Below are 18,238 nucleotides of genomic sequence, written 5' to 3'. Positions count from 1 at the left end.
AATGGCCCGGCGCGGCCGGCTTCGGCTCGCGGCCGGCGTGCTCGTGTTCGCCGTGCTGGTCGCGCTGTGCGTGGTGTTCGCGCCCGCGTGGCTCGTCGGCGCCACCCCGGGGCTGAGCACGGCGGAGCGGCTCAAGGCGGTCAACGACGTCCGGGCCACGCTCCTGCAGGCGTTCGGCGGCCTCCTCGCCCTCGGCGGCGTGGCGCTGGGCGCCTACCTGACGTCCCGGCAGCTCGTGCTCAACCGCGAGGGCCGGTCGATCGACATGTTCACGAACGCGATCGAGCTGCTCGCCGGGGAGAACGAGGCGACCCGGCAGGGCGCGGTGTACGCACTGGAGTGGCTGGCCGAGCTGGATCCCCGCTACAACGGGCACGTTCACGCCCTGCTGACGTCGTTCGTCGGTCTCCGCGCGCCGTGGAAGCCCGACACCCCGCCGCGCGACGGCGGTGGCATCGCGAACGACGTCGCGGCCGCGCTGTCGGTGCTGAACCGCGGCACGGTGATCGGGCCGGGAGCAGCGTCGGAGCTGGAACGGGTGGACCTGCGCGGCGCCGACCTGAACGGCCTCGCGATCCCGAGGGTCTGCTTCGCCGGGGCCAACTTGGAAAACGCGAAGCTGCGGGACGCGAAGCTCACCGGAGCGACGTTGACGGACGTGATCCTGCGGAACGCGGACCTACGAGGCGCCGACCTGCGCGGGGCCGACCTCACGGGCGCGGTCCTCACCGGCGCGGTCCTCGACGGCGTCGAGTCGGACGGTGCCACCCGCTGGCCGGCGGGGTCCGGGCCGCCGGGCTAACCCGGCACGCACCACTTGCCGTTCTCCTTGTGCAGCGGGAACGGCGTGTCCTTGGTCCCGCCCGCGGCCTCGACGTGGACCACCGCCGTCGCCGACTCGCCGCGCAGTTCCGGGGGTTTCGGGAGGGTCGCGGTCACCGGGCCCGCCGCGTCCCAGGTCCGCTGCAGCCCGGCCAGCGCCTCGGCGCTCTGCGGGCGGCAGGTCAGCTTGCCGAACGCCGCCGAGTCGTGCCGGGTGATGGCGTCGACGATCGCCTTGGCCAGCACGTTCACCGCCGCCGAGTCGACCTCGTCCGGGGGCGCGGACGTCGAGGTGCGGGTCGCCGGGGGCGGGGTGGCCGACGGCGGTGTGGTTCCGGACGGGGCGACGAGCAGCAGTCCCAGCACCACGCCCACCACCGCCACGCCGGCCAGGACGAGGCCCGCGGTCAGCGCGCGGTTCACCGCCGGCGCGGCCTCACGAGCCGTCCGCCTGCACGTTGGACAGGCACCAGAGACCGGACTCCCTGGCTGCCGACATCGTGCCGACCTTGGTCGCCTTGCCGTCGGTGGCCGAGTACCGGACCGTGGCCTTGTCCCCGGTCTCCTGCGGGTCGCCGGTGAGCTTCACCGTGACCTTCGGGATGTCACCCGTGGTGCCTTCGAAGACGCTCCGGCAGATGACGTTGCCGAGGGCCTTCTCGTCGCCGGCGTTGTACGCGTCGATCGTCGAGGCGAACAGCTCCTGCGAGCTGGGCTTCCCGCCGGGGGCGGGGCCGGCGGCCGGCTTCGTGCCCTTCGTCGACGGGCTGGTCGGCGAGGTGGACTTCTTGGGGGTGGACTTCGGCGCCGACGTCGGCGCCGGGGAGCTGCTGCTCGCGGGCGGCGCCGCGCTGTTGCTGTCGTCCCCGTTCAGGGCCAGCACCAGCGCCGTGACGCCACCGCCGACGAGGATGACCGCGCCCACCGCGATGCCGATGACGAGCCCGGTTTTCTTCTTCTTGGGCGGCGGAGCGTCACCGAAGCCACCGCCACCGCCGCCGTACGGGTCGTAGCCGCCGAAGTTCTGCTGGTTCGGGCCGTAGCCGCCCTGCTGCTGCCCCCACTGGTCCGGCTGGCCGCCGTACTGGGGCTGAGAGCCCGTCTGGGGCGGGTAACCGCCCTGCTGCGGCTGCCCGTAGGGGTCGGGCTGGCCGAACTGCTGGGTGCCGCCGTAGCCGGGCTGGGGCTGGGGACCGCTCTGGGGGTAGCCACCCTGCTGGGGCTGGCTGTAGGGCCCGGGCTGCTGCCCGTAGCCGCCGGGCTGCTGGCCGTAGCCGCCCGGTTGCTGCGGCGGGTAGGTCATGAGTGGTGCCCCCTAGCGTTCCTTCGCCGAGATTCGGCCATCCGGTGGCCGCGTCGGCCCGATGCTAGTCACCGCGCGTGCTCGCCGCGCGGTTAGGGCGGAACTGGCCGGAATTGCCCGGCTTCGGCGCGGTTGGCGGCGCCGGGGGCCGGGTACTCCCGTCGTGCTTGCTTCGTCCGGCACCGGATGGGCCCGCTCCGAACTCGTGTCACGGCACACAAATGGCCCCTTGTGCTGCGGGAATGTCCGTGCTGGACGCAGGGAAGAAACCGCGACGCGCCGATCTTGTGATGCGGAAAGGCCTTTTCTTGTCGGTGATCGCCGGTACCGTGGAATGAAAAGCACTCCGAGGAGGTGCCCGATGCATCATGACCTTCCCGGAGGTCGGCGCGAGGAGGCCGACCCTTCAGCAACATCCGGAGCTGGGACTACGGCAGACGAGCAAGCTCGGCAGATCCGTTTTCTCGAGGAGGAAGTGGCGCTGCTGCGCCGCAAACTGACCGACTCGCCACGGCAGAACCGGGTTCTCGAGCAGCGACTCGCCGAGGCCTCGGAAAGGGTGAGCCAGCTCACCGAGCGCAACACCAAACTGGTCGAAACCCTGCGCGAAGCGCGAGGACAGCTCCTCGCTCTCCGTGAAGAGGTCGACCGGCTGGCCCAGCCACCGTCCGGGTACGGCGTGTTCGTCACGTCGTACGAGGACAACACGGTGGACGTGTTCACGGCCGGCCGGAAGATGCGGGTGTCCGTTTCACCTGCGGTGGAGATCTCGTCGTTGCGACGCGGCCAGGCGCTGCGGCTCAACGAAGCCCTGACCGTGGTCGAGGGCGGCGACTTCGAGCGCACCGGCGAGGTGTGCGCGTTGCGCGAGGTGCTCGCCCCCGACGTCGAGGGCGCGAGCCCCCGTGCGCTGGTGGTCGGGCACGCGGACGAGGAGCGGGTGGTCCTGCTCTCCGATCTGCTGGCGGAGCAGCCGCTGAAGCCCGGCGACTCGCTCCTGGTCGACTCCAAGGCCGGCTACGCGTACGAGCGCGTGCCGAAGGCGGAGGTCGAGGACCTGGTGCTGGAGGAGGTGCCGGACGTCCGCTACGAGGACATCGGCGGCCTCACCCGGCAGATCGAGCAGATCAGGGACGCGGTCGAGCTGCCGTTCCTGCACGCCGACCTCTACCAGGAGTACCAGCTGCGCCCGCCGAAGGGCGTCCTGCTCTACGGCCCGCCGGGCTGCGGCAAGACGCTCATCGCCAAGGCGGTCGCGAACTCGCTGGCCAAGAAGGTGGCGGCGGCGCGGGGCGACAACGAGGACGGGAAGTCCTACTTCCTGAACATCAAGGGTCCCGAGCTGCTCAACAAGTTCGTCGGGGAGACCGAGCGGCACATCCGCCTGATCTTCCAGCGGGCGCGGGAGAAGGCCTCCGAGGGCACCCCGGTGATCGTGTTCTTCGACGAGATGGACTCGATCTTCCGGACCCGTGGGTCGGGCGTTTCGTCCGACGTGGAGACCACGATCGTCCCGCAGCTGCTCTCCGAGATCGACGGTGTCGAAGGCCTGGAGAACGTCATCGTCATCGGTGCCTCGAACCGTGAGGACATGATCGACCCGGCGATCCTGCGGCCGGGCCGGCTCGACGTCAAGATCAAGATCGAGCGTCCGGACGCCGAAGGCGCGAAGGACATCTTCTCCAAGTACCTGGCCGAAGGCCTGCCGATCCACGCCGACGACCTCGCCGAGTTCGGCGGGGACTCGAAGGCGACGTTCGACGCGATGATCCAGCACACGGTCGAGCGGATGTACGAGGAGAGCGACGAGAACCGGTTCCTCGAGGTGACCTACGCCAACGGGGACAAGGAGGTCCTTTACTTCCGTGACTTCAACTCGGGCGCGATGATCCAGAACATCGTGGACCGGGCGAAGAAGTCGGCCATCAAGTCGGTGCTGGAGACCAACCAGCCCGGCCTGCGCGTGCAGCACCTGCTGGACGCGATCGTCGACGAGTTCGCGGAGAACGAGGACCTGCCGAACACCACCAACCCGGACGACTGGGCCCGGATCTCCGGCAAGAAGGGCGAGCGGATCGTCTACATCCGCACGCTCGTCACCGGCAAGAACCAGGACTCGGGGCGGGCGATCGACACCGCCACGAACACCGGGCAGTACCTGTAGTACCGAATATCCGATGGGGCGGTCGCCACGGCGGCCGCCCCATCGGCGTGTCCGGGGTCAGTCCCGGACCAGTTCGGCTTCGGGCGTCGGTACTGCCGCTTTGCGTCGGACGCGCATCCGTCCGTGCGCGGCGAGAATGCCCAGCACCACCAGGATCGCGCCGGCGGGCTGGTTCCAGCTCACCGGCTCGTGCAACACCAGGACGCCCAGGAGGACGCCGACGACCGGTGTGAGGTACGTCACCGCCGACGCGTTGGCCGCGCCCCAGGCCGCGATGATCCGGACGTTCCACGCGTAGGCGATGCCCGTGCCGAAGACGCCGAGGGCCACCATGCTCAGCACGACCGGGAGCGTCAGGTGGATCGGCGCGGTCGCGATGGCCGGCGCCAGCAGGCCCAGGATGACCGTCGCGGACGCGGTCTGCCCGAACGCGACGACCACCGGGTCCGCGCCGCGCGGTGAGACGAACCGGCGCATGTAGACGAAGCAGGCGCCGTAACACGTCGTGGCGCCGAGACAGGCGAGCTGGGCCGTGAGCTGGTGCGACACGTCGACGCCGTGCCACACCCCGACGATCGTGAGCACGCCCAGGAAACCGAGCAGCAGCCCCAGCACCCGTGGCGGCGTGAACCGTTCCTCGGGCAGCGCCGCCGCGGCCAGCAACATCGTGATGAGCGGTGTCGTCGCGTTGAAGATGCTGGCCAACCCGGACGAGATGTACTGCTCGGCCCACGAGAACAGCAGGAACGGCACCACGCACAGCAGCACCGACACGACCGCGAGATGACCCCAAAGGGCGGGATCGCGGGGGAGTGCGCGACGGCGAACGACGAGCACCGCGGCCAGCGCCAGCGCGCCCAGCGAAACCCGCGCCAGCGCGACCTGGGCGGGGGAGAGGCCGTCGAGGCCCACCTTGATGAACAGGAAACTCGCACCCCACACGATCGCCAGCAACGCGAACCGCACGGTCACCCCGAAACCCATGACGCGCAGTCAAGCCCGGCGACCGCCTGCGGAGCCAGCGGTTTTCGGCCGTCGTACTGTGTATAACGACCTATACCGCCGGGGTAGGATCAGGCCCATGGGGGACGAGAACGACACGTCATGGAGGCGGGCGATCGCGCACGTCGCCGGTCTGGTGTCGGGGCCGCCATTGGCCGCCGACCTGGACGTCACCGTGCACTTCCACCCGGACCGCCTGGTGGGGGGCGTGCCGTTGCTGCGGCACCTGCTCGACGACGGCGTCTACCGCTCGCAGTTCGAGACCGGCACGAGCAACGGCGGCTTGACCGCCCACCCCGGCGGTGACCGCTGGCGCTGGGAGCACCGGATCTTCGGCGGTGCCTACGACGACGGGCCGGCGTCCGCGCGGCCCAAGTACGGCTCGCTCAACTACCGCCGCCGCCCGGCCGGTGGTTCGGTCCGGTTCGGCTCGTCCCACCTGCGGCTCAAGCGGGACGTGCTGCGGCGGACGACCTTCTGCTACCCGGACAGCTTCGCCGAGCCGGCCGACTTCGGCACCGCCGAGCACCTGCCGCTGGTGCCGCTCGCCGAAGCGGCCGAACTGGACGAACTCGACGACCACATCGAGGCCCACGTGCACGGCCCGCTCCGGCTGGACACCGACGTCGAGGCCCTGGTGCTGGACCCGGCGTTCCGCGGGACCGACGTCGAGGCGGCCGCGGGCGCGCTGCCGTTCCCGGTCGAGTGGCACCACGGGTTCCGGCTCCCGGTCGCGGTCCTCGCCGAGCACGCGGACTACCGGGGTGAGGACGTCGTGCGGGCCGGCAAGGAGATCGCCGAGCGCGGGTGGCTCGACGCCCGCGTCGTCGGCGACGCCGTGCGGGCCGGCCGGCACGATCCCCAGACCCTCAAGCGCGTCTGGCACTGCACCGCGCGCTTCGGGTTACGCGGTGACGCCGGCCGGTAGGAGCGCCTCGGCCAGCCGCCGCCACTGCGGCATGGCCGACCCGCCGGGCTCGATCCCGACGACCTGGACGCCGACGTGGTCGGCCCCCGCGTCGAGGTGCTCGCCCAGCCGGGCGGTGATCGTGCCGACGTCGCCCCAGGCCACGAGGTCGTCGACGATCCGGTCGCTCCCGCGGCCGCCGTCGAGGTCGGCCTCGGTGTAACCGAGCCGCCGGAACTTGGCGACGTTGTACTTCTGCGTCAGGTACGGGTGCAGGTGCGCCCGCGCGATCTCGCGCGCCCGGCCGGGGTCGGTCTCGAAGAGCACGGCCTGCTCGACGCCGAGGAAGGCGCCGCCCAGGATCTCCCGCGCCTGCGCGGTGTGCCGCGGGGTCACGTGGTAGGTGTGCGCGCCGGCGGTGCGGTCACGGGCCAGCTCGAGCATCTTCGGCCCGTACGCGGCCAGGATGCGCCGTTCGGGCCCGCTCGGCGCCGGATTGGTGCCGGCGCCGGCGTCCATGGCGTCGAGGTACTCGCTCATGGCCCGCAGCGGGCTCGTCGTCCCGGGGCGGCCGCCGCCGAAACCGAGACCCAGGACGTGGCGGTCCGGGTAGGCGTCGGCCAGCAGCAGGGCCGCTCCGCGCGTCCACTGCGGCTCCCGGGCCCAGATCTGGGCGATGCCGTTGACGACCGTGAGGTGCCGGGTCGAGGCCAGCAGGAACCCGGCGTGGGTCAGGGCTTCCCGGCCGTCGCGCTCCGGGATCCAGAGCGCCGGCCAGCCCTGCTCCTCCAGTTCCTGCGCGGTGTCGCGCATCCGGCTTGCCGGCTGGTCTTCGAAGTCGAACGTCCAGATCCCGTAGCGGCCCAGCCGCGTGTGCTCGAGCGTGCTCATGGATCGAAGTATCGCAGAAAGTCGATATGAGTCAACGGCCGCGAGGACGTCGGGGGAGAGGGGTGGTCAGAGCGAGCGGCCGAGGATCTCGACGATCCGGGCGATCCGCTCCTCGTCGCGCCGGTAGTGCGTCCACTTGCCGACCCGGGTCGCGCGCACCAGCCCGGCACGCTGCAGGGACGCCATGTAGGCCGAGACCGTCGACTGCGCCAGGCCGGCCTTCGCCTGGATGTGGCTCACGCACACCCCGGCCTCGACCACCATCCGGCCGCGCTCCTCGAGGAAGTTCTCCTCCGGCTCCCGCAGCCACCCGAGGATCTGCAGCCGCACCGGGTTCGCGAGCGCCTTGAACACCTCGAGCAGCTGCTCGACCTCCGGCGCGGAGCCGGTGCGCGTCGTCATCGTGCCGATGGTAGATCAGATCGCGACAGGCCGATGCGACACGGGCGCGGGCTCCCCGCCCACTCCCGTATAACGACCTATACTTCCGGGCTGTGAGCGAAGAAACCCGGCCCCGCGCGCCCATCACCGAAGCCGACGTCATGGCCTGGCTGGAGACGACGGCCGCCGCCGTCGACGCGGAGGAGGTGAGCGCCCAGGAGCTGATCGACATCCTCGGCGAGCTCCGCCGCGCGTCCGCGGCCTGCGCCGACGCGTCCGACTGGGCGCTGCTCGCCGCCCGCGAAGGCGGCGCCAGCCTCCGCCAGATCGCCCCCGTCTTCGGCAAGGGCTACGTCCGGGCCCCGGCCGCCCGTCTCGAGAAGCTGCACCGCCAGGCCCAGACGGCCGGCCAGTGGCTCGCCATCCTCCGGCACAAGCAGAACGGATGAGGACCCCCGTGGAAGGCGCAGAGCGCATCGCACTCGGCTTGGCGGCGCTGGGCCGGCCCGCCTACATCAACCTGGGGCGGGACGGGGCGCTGCCGGCCGTGCGCGACGTCGCGTCGATGCGGGCCGCGACGTTCACCGTGCTTGACGACGCCTACGCCGCGGGGATCCGTCGGGTCGACGTCGCCCGCTCCTACGGGCGCTCGGAGGAGTTCCTGGCCGGCTGGCTCGACGAGCGCGGGCACACCGACGTCGACGTCTCGAGCAAGTGGGGTTACGCCTACGTCGGCGAGTGGCGGATCGACGCCGAGGTGCACGAGGTGAAGGAGCACTCGGCGGCGCGGTTCGCCGCGCAGTGGGCGGAAACCCTGGCGCTGCTGGGGGATCGGGTGCGCCTCTACCAGGTCCATTCGCTCACAGTGGACAGTCCACTGTTGACCGACGAGCCGCTGGTCGAGGCGCTGGCGGAACTCTCCGCGAACGGCGTAGCGGTCGGGTTCTCGACGTCCGGGCCCGCCCAGGCCGACGCGATCGAGCGCGCGTTCGGGCTGGAAGTGGCCGGGCGGCCGGTGTTCTCGGCGGTGCAGTCGACGTGGAACCCGCTGGAACCCTCTGCCGGGCCGGCACTGGCCGCGGCGCACGCGGCCGGGAACCGGGTGCTGGTCAAGGAAACCCTGGCCAACGGCCGGCTCGCGGTCGAGGCGCCGCAGGCGGTGCTGGACATCGCCGAGGCACACGGGACGGGTCCGGACGCGGTCGCCGTGGCGGCGGTGCTGGCGAACGACTGGGCGGACACGGTCGTGCTCGGGCCGGCGAGCTCGCCCCAGCTGGCGGCGAACCTGCGGGCTGCCACGCTTTCCCTGAGCACGGACGAGGAAGCCGTGCTGGCCGGGCTGGCGGAGGATCCGGGGGAGTACTGGCGTCACCGGTCCTCTTTGGGGTGGCACTGAGCGGCTGCACTACTCTTCGCAGGCACACACGGACAACGGGAGGGCCGGAGCAGGTGCGTCATCGCCAGGTGGTTGCGTTGGCCGCGGTCGCGTTGGTCGGCCTCACGGGATGCGACGGGCCCGACCCGAACAACCTCGAGACGTACTACGACGATCCGGTCTCGTCGGCGACGCAGCCCGCGCGGGCACCCGAAGTCCAGGAGCCGGCCCCGAAGGCGGCGCCGGTCACCCCGCCGGCCCCGGATCCGGGACCGCTCGCGGAGCGGGCGCTGCTGACCGACCAGGACGTCGCCGAAGAGGGCGTGGAGCGGGGAACGGACGCGGCTTCGGGCTGTCTGTCGGGCGACACGTCGGCGACGAGCCGGACGGTGAGCTGGCGGTACCCGAGCGGGTCGGTGCTGCGGCACCGGGTCGCCGTGTACCCGGACCAGCGGGGTGCCGACGTCGTGGCGAACGCGGAGTGTGCCGGCCACCCGGTCGAGATCCCGGCGCAGGCCGGGGTCGACCGCCAGGGCGCCTGGTGCGAGGGCAAGACGTGCACCGTGCTGCTGGCCAAGGGCGCCCTGGTGTCCGGGCTGACCGTCTCGGCGAGCACCGAGGCGCGGGCGGTCGACGCGGCGAAGCGGCTGCTGCCCGCGATGGCGGCGAAGCTGACGGCGCCCCCGGCTCAGCCGTAGCGGCGGAACCACTCCTGGACGCCTTCGCGGCCGTCGGGGATGAACGGCAGCTCCGGCGCCGGGTCGTCGATCCAGGCGCGCAGCTCGTCCAGGGGGATCCAACGGCCCTCGACGATCTCTTCGGCCTGGTGGCGGATCGGGCCGTCCCAGCGGACCTCGAAGGCGAAGTTGTGGCAGCGGTTGCGGCCGTCGTCGTACACCTTCGTGAACAGCGGAACGGGTTCCACCCCTTGGACGCCGAGCTCTTCGGCCAGTTCGCGGCGGGCGCAGTCGGCCGGTGACTCGCCGGCGGCGACCACACCGCCGGCCCAGCAGTCCCAGGTGGACGGGAACACGTCCTTGCCGGGGGTGCGGAGGTGCACGTAGACCGCGTTTCCGTCACCCGAACGGACCAGCACGACGCCGGCGGCGTGCCACAGGGCCTCCGCGCGGACGCGGGAGCGGGTGGTCGAGCCGACCACCGAACCGGTCCGGTCATAGAGGGCAACGAGTTCGTCACTGCCTGGCATGGGTGCATCGTCCCACTAGGCCCACCCCGTAGGGTGGTGGACATGCGGCGGATCATGGGAACCGAAGTCGAGTACGGCATCTCGGTGCCGGGCGACGCGACGGCGAACCCGGTACTCACCTCGACCCAGGTCGTGCTCGCCTACGCGGCGGCGGCGGACATCCCGCGCGCGCGGCGGGCGCGGTGGGACTACGAGGTGGAGTCGCCGCTGCGCGACGCGCGCGGGTTCGACCTGACCGGCCCCGGCGGGCCGGGGCACGACCCGGACGTCGAGGACCTCGGGGCGGCGAACGTCATCCTGACCAACGGGGCGCGGTTGTACGTCGACCACGCGCACCCGGAGTACTCGGCGCCCGAGGTGACGAACGCGCGGGACGCGGTCATCTGGGACAAGGCGGGCGAACGGGTGATGGAGGAAGCCGCGCTCAAGGCGGCGTCCGTGCCCGGGCAGCCGCCGCTCCAGCTGTACAAGAACAACGTCGACGGCAAGGGCGCCAGCTACGGCACGCACGAGAACTACCTGTGCGCGCGGTCGACGCCCTTCACCGCGATCATCGCCGGGCTGACGCCGTTCTTCGTGTCGCGGCAGGTGATGACCGGGTCGGGCCGGGTCGGGATCGGGCAGCAGAGCGAGGAAGCCGGGTTCCAGCTCTCCCAGCGTGCGGACTACATCGAGGTCGAGGTCGGCCTGGAGACGACGCTGAAGCGCGGGATCATCAACACCCGCGACGAGCCGCACGCGGACGCGGACAAGTACCGGCGGCTGCACGTCATCATCGGCGACGCGAACATGTCCGAGTACTCGACCTACCTGAAGGTCGGCACCACGGCGCTGGTGCTGGACCTGATCGAGTCCGGCATCCGCTTCGACGACCTGAAGCTGGACGAGCCGGTCAAGGCCGTGCACCAGATCAGCCACGACCCGACGCTGAAGGCGCAGGTCGCCCTGGCGAACGGCAAGAAGTACACCGGGCTGGACCTGCAGTTCGCCTACCACGAGATCGCTTCGCAGAACCTGGAGCGCACGGGCGCGGACGAGGCGGCCAAGGAGGTGCTGCGGGTCTGGGGCGAGGTGCTGGACGCGCTGGCGCGGGACCCGCAGGAGTGCGCGGACCGGCTGGACTGGCCGACGAAGCTGCGGCTGCTGGAGGGGTACCGCCAGCGGGACAGCCTCGCCTGGGGCGCGCCGCGGCTGCGGCTGGTGGACCTGCAGTACTCGGACGTTCGGCTGGCGAAGGGCCTGTACAACCGGCTGGTCACGCGCGGGTCGATGAAGCGGCTGGTGACCGAGGAAGAGGTGCTGGCCGCGGTGACGACGCCGCCGTCGGACACGCGGGCCTACTTCCGGGGCCGGGCGCTGGAGAAGTACGCGAGCTCGATCGCGGCCGCGTCGTGGGATTCGGTCATCTTCGACGTCGGCAAGGAGTCGCTGGTGCGGATCCCGACGCTGGAGCCGCTGCGGGGGACCAAGGCGCACGTCGGCAAGTTGCTGGACAACGCGGCGACGGCGGAGGAGCTGGTGGAGGCGCTCACCGGTTCGGACTAGGCGGTACGCACACGGAACGCGGCGTTGACCCCGAATGTCGGGGCCGCTGGGTAGGCTAGGAAACATCAGCCACACCGGGAGGCGAGATGGCCCAGGAAAAGATCGAAAAGCACGGCGGTGGTGACTCCGACGAGGAGTTCGACGACACCGGCGCGGCGGGTCAGGAACGGCGCGAGAAGCTCGGCGAGGACGTCGACACGATCCTCGACGAGATCGACGACGTGCTGGAAGAGAACGCCGAGGACTTCGTCCGCGCCTACGTGCAGAAGGGCGGCGAGTAGCCGCTCGGGCGCCGCGCCCTTGCCGACCGTTCAGCCGGCGGCCGGGGTTCCGCGTGGTGGTGACCGTGGTCCGTGCGGGCCGGGGTCGCCGGGCGCGGGGCACCGGCCCCCATGGCCCGCACAGATGGGATTTTTGAGCACGTATGGACAACACCAGGGGCATCTCGGGTCCCGCGCTGCCGGCCGCGTACTTCTCGTCGGCGTCGTCGTCGTTTTCGGACTTCCTGCGGGTGCAGGCGCCGGAGCTGCTCCCTGAGCGCCGGGTGTCCGGTGGTGGTGTGGCGGAGCTGGGTGTGCCGCACGGGACGACGATCGTCGCGCTGACGTTCGCGGGCGGTGTGCTGATCGCGGGTGACCGGCGGGCGACGTCGGGGAACCTGATCGCGAGCCGCGACATCGAGAAGGTGCACGTCACCGACGAGTACTCGGCGGTGGGCATCGCGGGCACGGCGGGGCTGGCCGTGGAGATGGTGCGGTTGTACGCCGTCGAACTGGCGCACTACGAGAAGATCGAGGGCGTTTCGCTGTCGCTGGACGGCAAGACGAACAAGCTGGCCGGGATGGTCAAGGCGAACCTCGAGATGGCGATGGCCGGGCTGGCGGCGATCCCGCTGTTCGTCGGGTACGACCTCGAGGCCGAGGACGCCAAGCACGCGGGCCGGATCGTCTCCTACGACGCCGCGGGCGGGCGGTACGAGGAGAACGGCGGGTACGCCGGGATCGGTTCGGGTTCGCTGTTCGCGAAATCCGCGCTGAAGAAGCTCCACGACCCGGACGCCGACGTCGAGGGCGCGACCCGGGTCGCGGTCGAGGCGCTGTACGACGCGGCCGACGACGACACCGCCTCGGGCGGGCCGGACCTGGTGCGCCGGATCTTCCCGAGCGTCGTGACGATCACCGCGGAGCACGGCGCCGTGCAGCTGCCCGAGTCGGAGACGGCGGCGGTCGCGGAGGCCGTGGTGGCCGGCCGGATCGAGCGCCAGCAGCAGCGGCTCTCCTGAAGCGCCGGACTGAACCAGTGAACGCCGAAACACCGAAAGACCTGGAGCGCACACCGTGACGATGCCGTTGTATGCCTCTCCCGAGCAGCTGATGCGGGAGCGTTCCGAGCTGGCGCGCAAGGGCATCGCGCGCGGCCGGAGCGTGGTGGTGCTGAAGTACGCGGGCGGCGTGCTGTTCGTGGCCGAGAACCCGTCGGCGACGCTGCACAAGGTGTCCGAGATCTACGACCGGATCGGCTTCGCCGCGGTCGGGCGCTTCAGCGAGTTCGAGAACCTGCGGGTGGCCGGGATCCGGCACGCCGACCTCAAGGGCTACCAGTACGACCGGCGCGACGTGAGCGCGCGGGGCCTGGCGAACGCCTACGCGGCGACGCTGGGCAGCATCTTCACCGAGCAGCTGAAGCCGTTCGAGGTGGAGATCTGCGTGGCGGAGGTCGGGGCGAGCGCGGCGGAGGACCAGCTGTACCGGCTGACCTACGACGGTTCGATCTTCGACGAGCCGCAGTACATCGTGATGGGCGGCCTGACCGAGAAGATCGCGACGAAGCTGAAGGAGACGTTCGAGGACGGCCTGGACCTGCAGGCGGCGCTGGGCGTGGCGGTCGCCGCGCTGCGCACGCCGACCCAGCCGGCCGCGACAGCGTCCACTTCGGCCGGTTCGTCGTCGTCTTCTTCCTCGTCGTCCGCGTCGGCGAGCGCGTCCGCGAACGGCAACGGCGAGGCGGACCCGATCAAGCTGGAGGTCGCGGTGCTGGACCGCGACCGCCCGCGGCGTTCGTTCCGCCGCCTGACCGGGGCGGCGCTCGACGCGCTGCTGCCGGTGCCGGACCCGGTGGTCGACGAGCCGGAGAAGCCCGAAGGCGAGTAGCCCGGACGAAACGGGGCGTGGCCGGTGGCTACGCCCCGTTTTCGCGTCCGCGGTCAGGCCGGGTGGCGGGCGATCGCGAGCCGGGACGTTTCGGGCGGGCCGGTCGCGTAGTGGGTTTCGAGGTCCATGATCCGTGGTTCAACCCGGGCAACCGGCTTTCAGGACGTGGCGGGGGACTGCCGGAAGTTCTGGTCGGCGAAGGCGAGCAGGTACGGCAGGGTGGCCCGGGCCGTGTGCCAGGTGTGGTTGAAGCCGCGTTCGGCGTGGACGACGGCGTCCTGGCCGCGGGCGTGGAGCGCGTCGGCGATGCGGTGGGCGGTGGTGACGTCGGTGGGCGCGCCGGTGCCGACGGCGAGCATCACCGAGATCGGCGCCGGGAACTTCATCGTCGGCAGGTAGCGGCGCGGGGTGTTGGCGGCGATGGCGGACTGGTTGCCGCCGAGGACGCCGATCGAGTCGTTCAGATCGTCGTAGGGCAGGGCGATGATCAGCGTGGCGAACTCGTCGACGTGGTGCAGGCCGATGTTGAGCGCGCCGAACCCGCCGCCGGACATGCCGCCGAGGGCGCGGTGGGTGCGGTCGGCCAGGGTGCGGTAGCGGTGGTCGATCGCCGGGACGACCGTGCTCGCCAGGTAGGTCTCCAGCTGCGGGCCGCCGGGGACGTCGAGGCACTCCCAGTCGGTGGGGACACCGGCGGTCAGGTCCACGCTGACCACGATCATCGGGGCGATCACGTTCGCCTGCTGCAGCGCCTGGAGGGTGCCGGGGGCGTCGCCGGAGGTCAGCCAGTCGCGCGGGCCGCCGAACGGGTAGCCGTGGATCAGGTAGACGACGGGGTAGCGGCGGCCGGCGTTGGCGGGGTCGCCGTAGCCGGGCGGGAGGATGACGTAGTTGCTGCCGGACGGGACGCCGTGCGCGGGGTCGGGGAGCGAGACGACGTCGATCCTCTGGCCCACGGCCGCGACGCCGGTGCCGCCGTGGGGTCTGGACTCCGAGGCCGAACCCGGGTCCGACGGGGCCTCGTGGTCGTCGTCGAGCAGCCGGCCGGCGAGGTTGACGGCGCCGGGGCCGCGCTGGAGCAGCCGGGCCAGGTCGTCGGACGTGCGGACGTACCCGACGTAGCTGTTCACGGCCGTGACCGCGGCGAGCAGCAGGAGGACGCCGACCGCGGTGAACCCCCAGCGGCGGACGCGACGCCGGTGCGCGAGCGCGATCACCGCCGCCAGCACGGCGACCGCCGCCGTGGCGAAGGCGAGCCAGATGAACGGCGATTCGAACGGCCCGAGGTCACGGGCCCGGGCCGTGATGTCACCCGGCAATACCGGATCGACGGCGACCTGCGGGCTCACGCGCGCCACTTCATCGAAACCCCACTAGTCCCCTGGCGGCGGGCAGGAGGGCCCGCATCTCGATCTTGACGCTAGCCAGGGGACCCTGTGGGTTCGTTGAGAGAAAGTAAACGAAGATTAAAGACGGTAGATGGTGAGGGCACTCGGCCGGGACCGGAAGCGGAACCGGTTGCCGAGCGGGCCGACCTCGCCGTCGGTGGCGACGCGGCGGTGGCCGTCGAGCAGCTCGACGTCCAGTTCGGGCAGGTCGAGCTCCTGGTACACGTGGCTGGCCGCGAGGGTGCGGGTGACCATGGCCAGCAGGAACCGGGCCCGCGAGTAGGGCAGGTCGGCACGCAGGTAGCGGATGTCGAGCAGGCCGGTGTCGAGCGCGGGACGGCGGCTGGGCGCGAACCCCTTCGGCGCGTACGTGCCGTTGCCCACGAACAGCAGCCACACCTGGGTGAGCTTGCCGTTGAGCCGGACGGTCAGCGGTCTGGCGTGCCGCAGCGTCCGGGCCAGCGCGATCGCCGCCGAGGGCCACTTCGGGTGCTTTTCCTGCAGCTTCTCGCGCAGCCGGACCATCTCCGGGTAGCCGCCGAGGCTGGCGGTGTTGACGAACCAGCGGTGCGCCGGGCCGTCGCCCCCCTCGACCTGGACCTCGCCGAGGTCGATGCCGACGGCGTTGCCGACCTCGGTCGCCGCGTCGGCGTCGGGCATGGAGTGGATGCCGATGTCCCGGGCGAAGTGGTTGAGCGTGCCGGCCGGGATCAGCGCGAGGGGGAGGTCGCGTTCGGCCGCCACCGACGCGACCGCCGCGACGGTGCCGTCACCACCCGCGACACCGAGGGCGCGGACGGTGCCGCGCGCGTCGATCTCGGCTTCGAGCTGGGCACGCAGGTCCTGCTCGGGGTCCGGGTAGAGGATCTCCGCCTTCGGCCAGGCGTACCGGGCGTCCTCGGTCGGGTCCTGGCCCTGGACCCCGGAACCGGGGTTGACCAGCACGAGCATGTCCTCGCCGTCGACCATCTCCGGCGCGTCGGCGTCGTGGGCGGTGCGGCCGGGGACGTCGTCGTGGAGCGGCCACCAGTGCCGGGTCGCCAGGCCCACGCCGGTACCGATGGCGATGCCGACGCCCACGTCGGAGGGCCAGTGGACGCCGGTGTGGACGCGCGAGTAGGCGACGGCCAGCGCGAGCGGCGCGACGGCGAGCCCGGCGCGCGGCGACTCCATGGCCACCGCCGTCGCGAAGGCCGCGGCGGAGGCGGAGTGGCCGGAGGGGAACGACGACGACGTCGGGCGTTTCCGCAGGCGGCGGTGCATCGGCGTCTCCTCCTCGGCCGGCCGGCGGCGGGGGAAGACGGGCTTGCCGATCAGGTTCGCGACGGCGCTCGCGCCGGCGATGGCGACGACTCCGCGCAGCGCGCCGCGGCGGGTCGCACCAGGTCGGACGGCCAGTCCCGCGGCGACCACCCACCACAGGCGGGACTTGTTCGCCGACCGGGACAGCGCCATCAGCGCGTCGTCGGCCTTCGTGGCCGGCAGGCGGGCGCCGCGGCGCATCAGGGCGCGGTCGGTCCGGCCGACCCGCCGGAACGCCCGGATGAGCTGGTGTGACAAGAGGTCCGCCTTCCGCGCGACGTCAAGGGATGTGCTCCAATCGTGCCTGATTCGGGGGCATTTCACCGTCTGTGGCCTACTGGGGGCGTGTCGACGCCCGAACGGCCCACCGTCGAGGGGGGTGCAGCGCCTACTCTGGTGGGATGCAGCGGCGGATCTTTGGCATCGAGACCGAGTTCGGGGTCACGTGCACTTTCCACGGCCAGCGCAGGCTCTCTCCGGACGAGGTGGCGCGCTACCTCTTCCGGCGGGTCGTCTCGTGGGGCCGTTCTTCGAACGTCTTCCTGTCGAACGGCTCGAGGCTCTACCTCGACGTCGGCTCGCACCCCGAGTACGCGACGGCCGAGTGCGACGACCTGGTCCAGCTCGTCACGCACGACAAGGCCGGCGAGCGGATCCTCGAGGACCTGCTGGTCGACGCCGAGCGGCGGCTGGCGGACGAGGGCATCGGCGGCGACATCTTCCTGTTCAAGAACAACACGGACTCGGCGGGCAACTCGTACGGCTGTCACGAGAACTACCTCGTGACCCGCGCGGGTGAGTTTTCCCGGATCGCGGACGTGCTGCTCCCGTTCCTGGTGACCCGCCAGCTCATCTGCGGCGCCGGGAAGGTGCTGCAGACGCCGCGGGGGGCGGTCTACTGCCTGTCGCAGCGGGCCGAGCACATCTGGGAGGGCGTCTCGAGCGCCACGACCCGCTCGCGCCCGATCATCAACACCCGCGACGAGCCGCACGCCGACGCCGAGCGCTACCGGCGCCTGCACGTCATCGTGGGCGACTCGAACATGGCCGAGCCGACGACGATGCTCAAGGTCGGGTCGGCGAACCTGGTGCTCGAGATGATCGAGGCCGGGGTCCAGTTCCGCGACTTCACCCTCGACAACCCGATCCGGGCGATCCGCGAGATCAGCCACGACCTCACCGGCCGCCGCCAGGTGCGCCTGGCCGGCGGGCGCGAGGCCTCGGCGCTGGACATCCAGCGCGAGTACCACGCCCGCGCGGTGCAGCACCTCAAGGACAACGGCTCGAGCCCGGCCAACGACAAGGTCATCGAGCTGTGGGGCCGGGCGCTGGACGCGGTCGAGCAGCAGGACTTCGGCAAGATCGACACCGAGATCGACTGGGCGATCAAGCACCGGCTGGTCGAGCGCTACCGGCACAAGCACGACCTGGACCTGTCCAGCCCGCGGATCGCGCAGCTCGACCTGGCCTACCACGACATCCGCCGTGGCCGGGGCATCTTCGACCTGCTGCAGCGCAAGGGCCTGGTCCGCCGGATCACCGACGACGGCGAGATCGAGGCGGCCAAGGACACCCCGCCGCAGACGACCCGGGCGAAGCTGCGCGGCGACTTCATCGCCGCCGCCCAGGCCGCCGGGCGCGACTTCACCGTCGACTGGGTGCACCTGAAGCTGAACGACCAGGCCCAGCGCACGGTGCTGTGCAAGGACCCGTTCCGCTCGGTCGACGAGCGCGTCGAACGCCTGATCAGCTCGCTCTAGCCAAGGTCCGTGAAGGCCACATCGAGGGACTCGGAGTCCCT

At 71.5% G+C, this 18,238-nt stretch carries 19 protein-coding genes; 11 read left to right on the top strand and 8 right to left on the bottom strand.

Going from position 1 to position 18,238, the window contains the following annotated elements:
- Nucleotide 1 precedes the first annotated feature (1 nt).
- Nucleotides 2-802 carry a pentapeptide repeat-containing protein gene (locus ACGFMK_RS33745; protein WP_392771931.1) on the top strand — a complete coding sequence of 267 codons (801 nt, stop codon included), beginning with the start codon at nt 2-4 and terminating at the stop codon, nt 800-802.
- Here the strand turns inward: ACGFMK_RS33745 and ACGFMK_RS33740 are convergent.
- Both ACGFMK_RS33740 and ACGFMK_RS33735 read right to left on the bottom strand, forming a co-directional pair.
- Entirely contained in the window at nt 799-1,245 is a 447-nt protein-coding gene (locus ACGFMK_RS33740; protein WP_392771929.1) for a hypothetical protein, read from the bottom strand. The genes ACGFMK_RS33745 and ACGFMK_RS33740 overlap by 4 nt on opposite strands.
- 13 nt (nt 1,246-1,258) lie before the next feature.
- Nucleotides 1,259-2,125 carry a hypothetical protein gene (locus ACGFMK_RS33735; protein ID WP_392771927.1) on the bottom strand — a complete coding sequence of 289 codons (867 nt, stop codon included), beginning with the start codon at nt 2,123-2,125 and terminating at the stop codon, nt 1,259-1,261.
- Between the two features lie 361 nt (nt 2,126-2,486).
- Here ACGFMK_RS33735 and arc point away from each other — a divergent pair, with 361 nt between their 5' ends.
- Nucleotides 2,487-4,289 carry a proteasome ATPase gene (arc, locus tag ACGFMK_RS33730; RefSeq protein ID WP_392771924.1) on the top strand — a complete coding sequence of 601 codons (1,803 nt, stop codon included), beginning with the start codon at nt 2,487-2,489 and terminating at the stop codon, nt 4,287-4,289.
- Between the two features lie 57 nt (nt 4,290-4,346).
- On the opposite strand, the gene ACGFMK_RS33725 is transcribed toward arc, so the two are convergent.
- Nucleotides 4,347-5,273 (bottom strand): DMT family transporter, encoded by a 927-nt coding sequence (locus ACGFMK_RS33725; protein ID WP_392771923.1) that lies wholly within the window; start codon nt 5,271-5,273, stop codon nt 4,347-4,349.
- 97 nt (nt 5,274-5,370) lie between these two features.
- On the opposite strand from ACGFMK_RS33725, the gene ACGFMK_RS33720 reads away from it, so the two are divergent.
- Nucleotides 5,371-6,219, top strand: coding sequence for a DUF3626 domain-containing protein (locus ACGFMK_RS33720; protein ID WP_392771920.1), 849 nt, complete (start codon nt 5,371-5,373; stop codon nt 6,217-6,219).
- Here ACGFMK_RS33720 and ACGFMK_RS33715 read toward each other — a convergent pair.
- Nucleotides 6,196-7,089: a TIGR03620 family F420-dependent LLM class oxidoreductase gene (locus tag ACGFMK_RS33715; RefSeq protein ID WP_392771918.1), complete on the bottom strand. Its 894-nt coding sequence runs from the start codon at nt 7,087-7,089 to the stop codon at nt 6,196-6,198. The genes ACGFMK_RS33720 and ACGFMK_RS33715 overlap by 24 nt on opposite strands.
- Nucleotides 7,090-7,155: 66 nt before the next feature.
- Entirely contained in the window at nt 7,156-7,491 is a 336-nt protein-coding gene (locus tag ACGFMK_RS33710; protein ID WP_392771914.1) for an ArsR/SmtB family transcription factor, read from the bottom strand.
- Between the two features lie 92 nt (nt 7,492-7,583).
- Between ACGFMK_RS33710 and ACGFMK_RS33705 the strand changes: the two genes are divergently transcribed.
- The 3 genes from ACGFMK_RS33705 (at nt 7,584) to ACGFMK_RS33695 (ending at nt 9,543) form a co-directional block, all read left to right on the top strand.
- Nucleotides 7,584-7,919 (top strand): hypothetical protein, encoded by a 336-nt coding sequence (locus ACGFMK_RS33705; RefSeq protein ID WP_323328337.1) that lies wholly within the window; start codon nt 7,584-7,586, stop codon nt 7,917-7,919.
- Complete coding sequence (locus ACGFMK_RS33700; protein WP_392771911.1) at nt 7,916-8,866, top strand: aldo/keto reductase; 951 nt, start codon at nt 7,916-7,918, stop codon at nt 8,864-8,866. Before ACGFMK_RS33705 ends, ACGFMK_RS33700 begins: the two co-directional genes overlap by 4 nt.
- Before the next feature lie 68 nt (nt 8,867-8,934).
- Nucleotides 8,935-9,543, top strand: a complete 609-nt coding sequence (locus ACGFMK_RS33695; protein WP_392771909.1) for a hypothetical protein — start codon at nt 8,935-8,937, stop codon at nt 9,541-9,543.
- Here ACGFMK_RS33695 and ACGFMK_RS33690 read toward each other — a convergent pair.
- Nucleotides 9,534-10,052 (bottom strand): NUDIX domain-containing protein, encoded by a 519-nt coding sequence (locus ACGFMK_RS33690; RefSeq protein WP_392771907.1) that lies wholly within the window; start codon nt 10,050-10,052, stop codon nt 9,534-9,536. The two genes, ACGFMK_RS33695 and ACGFMK_RS33690, sit on opposite strands and share 10 nt — an antisense overlap.
- A 42-nt stretch (nt 10,053-10,094) precedes the next feature.
- Between ACGFMK_RS33690 and dop the strand changes: the two genes are divergently transcribed.
- The 4 genes from dop (at nt 10,095) to prcA (ending at nt 13,747) form a co-directional block, all read left to right on the top strand.
- A complete protein-coding gene (dop, locus tag ACGFMK_RS33685) occupies nt 10,095-11,597 on the top strand; it encodes a depupylase/deamidase Dop (RefSeq protein WP_392771904.1) in 1,503 nt (500 codons plus the stop codon).
- A gap of 86 nt (nt 11,598-11,683) precedes the next feature.
- Entirely contained in the window at nt 11,684-11,878 is a 195-nt protein-coding gene (locus tag ACGFMK_RS33680) for a ubiquitin-like protein Pup (protein ID WP_013226725.1), read from the top strand.
- Between the two features lie 143 nt (nt 11,879-12,021).
- Nucleotides 12,022-12,879, top strand: coding sequence for a proteasome subunit beta (gene prcB / locus ACGFMK_RS33675; RefSeq protein ID WP_323328326.1), 858 nt, complete (start codon nt 12,022-12,024; stop codon nt 12,877-12,879).
- Nucleotides 12,880-12,934: 55 nt separating this feature from the next.
- The gene (gene prcA, locus ACGFMK_RS33670; RefSeq protein WP_392771899.1) at nt 12,935-13,747 is read left to right on the top strand and encodes a proteasome subunit alpha; all 813 of its coding nucleotides are present in this window, start codon (nt 12,935-12,937) and stop codon (nt 13,745-13,747) included.
- A 158-nt stretch (nt 13,748-13,905) separates the two neighbouring features.
- Here the strand turns inward: prcA and ACGFMK_RS33665 are convergent, their stop codons facing one another.
- Both ACGFMK_RS33665 and ACGFMK_RS33660 read right to left on the bottom strand, forming a co-directional pair.
- Complete coding sequence (locus tag ACGFMK_RS33665) at nt 13,906-15,105, bottom strand: alpha/beta hydrolase (protein WP_392771896.1); 1,200 nt, start codon at nt 15,103-15,105, stop codon at nt 13,906-13,908.
- A gap of 108 nt (nt 15,106-15,213) precedes the next feature.
- Nucleotides 15,214-16,695: a bifunctional phosphatase PAP2/diacylglycerol kinase family protein gene (locus ACGFMK_RS33660; RefSeq protein ID WP_392771893.1), complete on the bottom strand. Its 1,482-nt coding sequence runs from the start codon at nt 16,693-16,695 to the stop codon at nt 15,214-15,216.
- Between the two features lie 143 nt (nt 16,696-16,838).
- Here ACGFMK_RS33660 and pafA point away from each other — a divergent pair, with 143 nt between their 5' ends.
- Nucleotides 16,839-18,197 (top strand): Pup--protein ligase, encoded by a 1,359-nt coding sequence (gene pafA, locus ACGFMK_RS33655; protein ID WP_323328316.1) that lies wholly within the window; start codon nt 16,839-16,841, stop codon nt 18,195-18,197.
- Nucleotides 18,198-18,238 lie beyond the last annotated feature (41 nt).

Origin of the sequence: Amycolatopsis sp. NPDC049252, assembly GCF_043197175.1 — a bacterium.
GTDB lineage: Bacteria > Actinomycetota > Actinomycetes > Mycobacteriales > Pseudonocardiaceae > Amycolatopsis.
This window is presented reverse-complemented; position numbering and strand designations above follow the sequence as displayed.

Bases quoted from the DNA above. Each gene is read 5' to 3' on its own strand.
- ACGFMK_RS33745 (WP_392771931.1), top strand. From the start codon at position 2: ATGGCCCGGCGCGGCCGGCTTCGGCTCGCGGCCGGCGTGCTCGTGTTC.
- ACGFMK_RS33735 (WP_392771927.1), bottom strand. From the start codon at position 2,125: ATGACCTACCCGCCGCAGCAACCGGGCGGCTACGGCCAGCAGCCCGGC.
- arc (WP_392771924.1), top strand. From the start codon at position 2,487: ATGCATCATGACCTTCCCGGAGGTCGGCGCGAGGAGGCCGACCCTTCA.
- ACGFMK_RS33725 (WP_392771923.1), bottom strand. From the start codon at position 5,273: ATGGGTTTCGGGGTGACCGTGCGGTTCGCGTTGCTGGCGATCGTGTGG.
- ACGFMK_RS33720 (WP_392771920.1), top strand. From the start codon at position 5,371: ATGGGGGACGAGAACGACACGTCATGGAGGCGGGCGATCGCGCACGTC.
- ACGFMK_RS33715 (WP_392771918.1), bottom strand. From the start codon at position 7,089: ATGAGCACGCTCGAGCACACGCGGCTGGGCCGCTACGGGATCTGGACG.
- ACGFMK_RS33710 (WP_392771914.1), bottom strand. From the start codon at position 7,491: ATGACGACGCGCACCGGCTCCGCGCCGGAGGTCGAGCAGCTGCTCGAG.
- ACGFMK_RS33700 (WP_392771911.1), top strand. From the start codon at position 7,916: ATGAGGACCCCCGTGGAAGGCGCAGAGCGCATCGCACTCGGCTTGGCG.
- ACGFMK_RS33690 (WP_392771907.1), bottom strand. From the start codon at position 10,052: ATGCCAGGCAGTGACGAACTCGTTGCCCTCTATGACCGGACCGGTTCG.
- dop (WP_392771904.1), top strand. From the start codon at position 10,095: ATGCGGCGGATCATGGGAACCGAAGTCGAGTACGGCATCTCGGTGCCG.
- ACGFMK_RS33680 (WP_013226725.1), top strand. From the start codon at position 11,684: ATGGCCCAGGAAAAGATCGAAAAGCACGGCGGTGGTGACTCCGACGAG.
- prcB (WP_323328326.1), top strand. From the start codon at position 12,022: ATGGACAACACCAGGGGCATCTCGGGTCCCGCGCTGCCGGCCGCGTAC.
- pafA (WP_323328316.1), top strand. From the start codon at position 16,839: ATGCAGCGGCGGATCTTTGGCATCGAGACCGAGTTCGGGGTCACGTGC.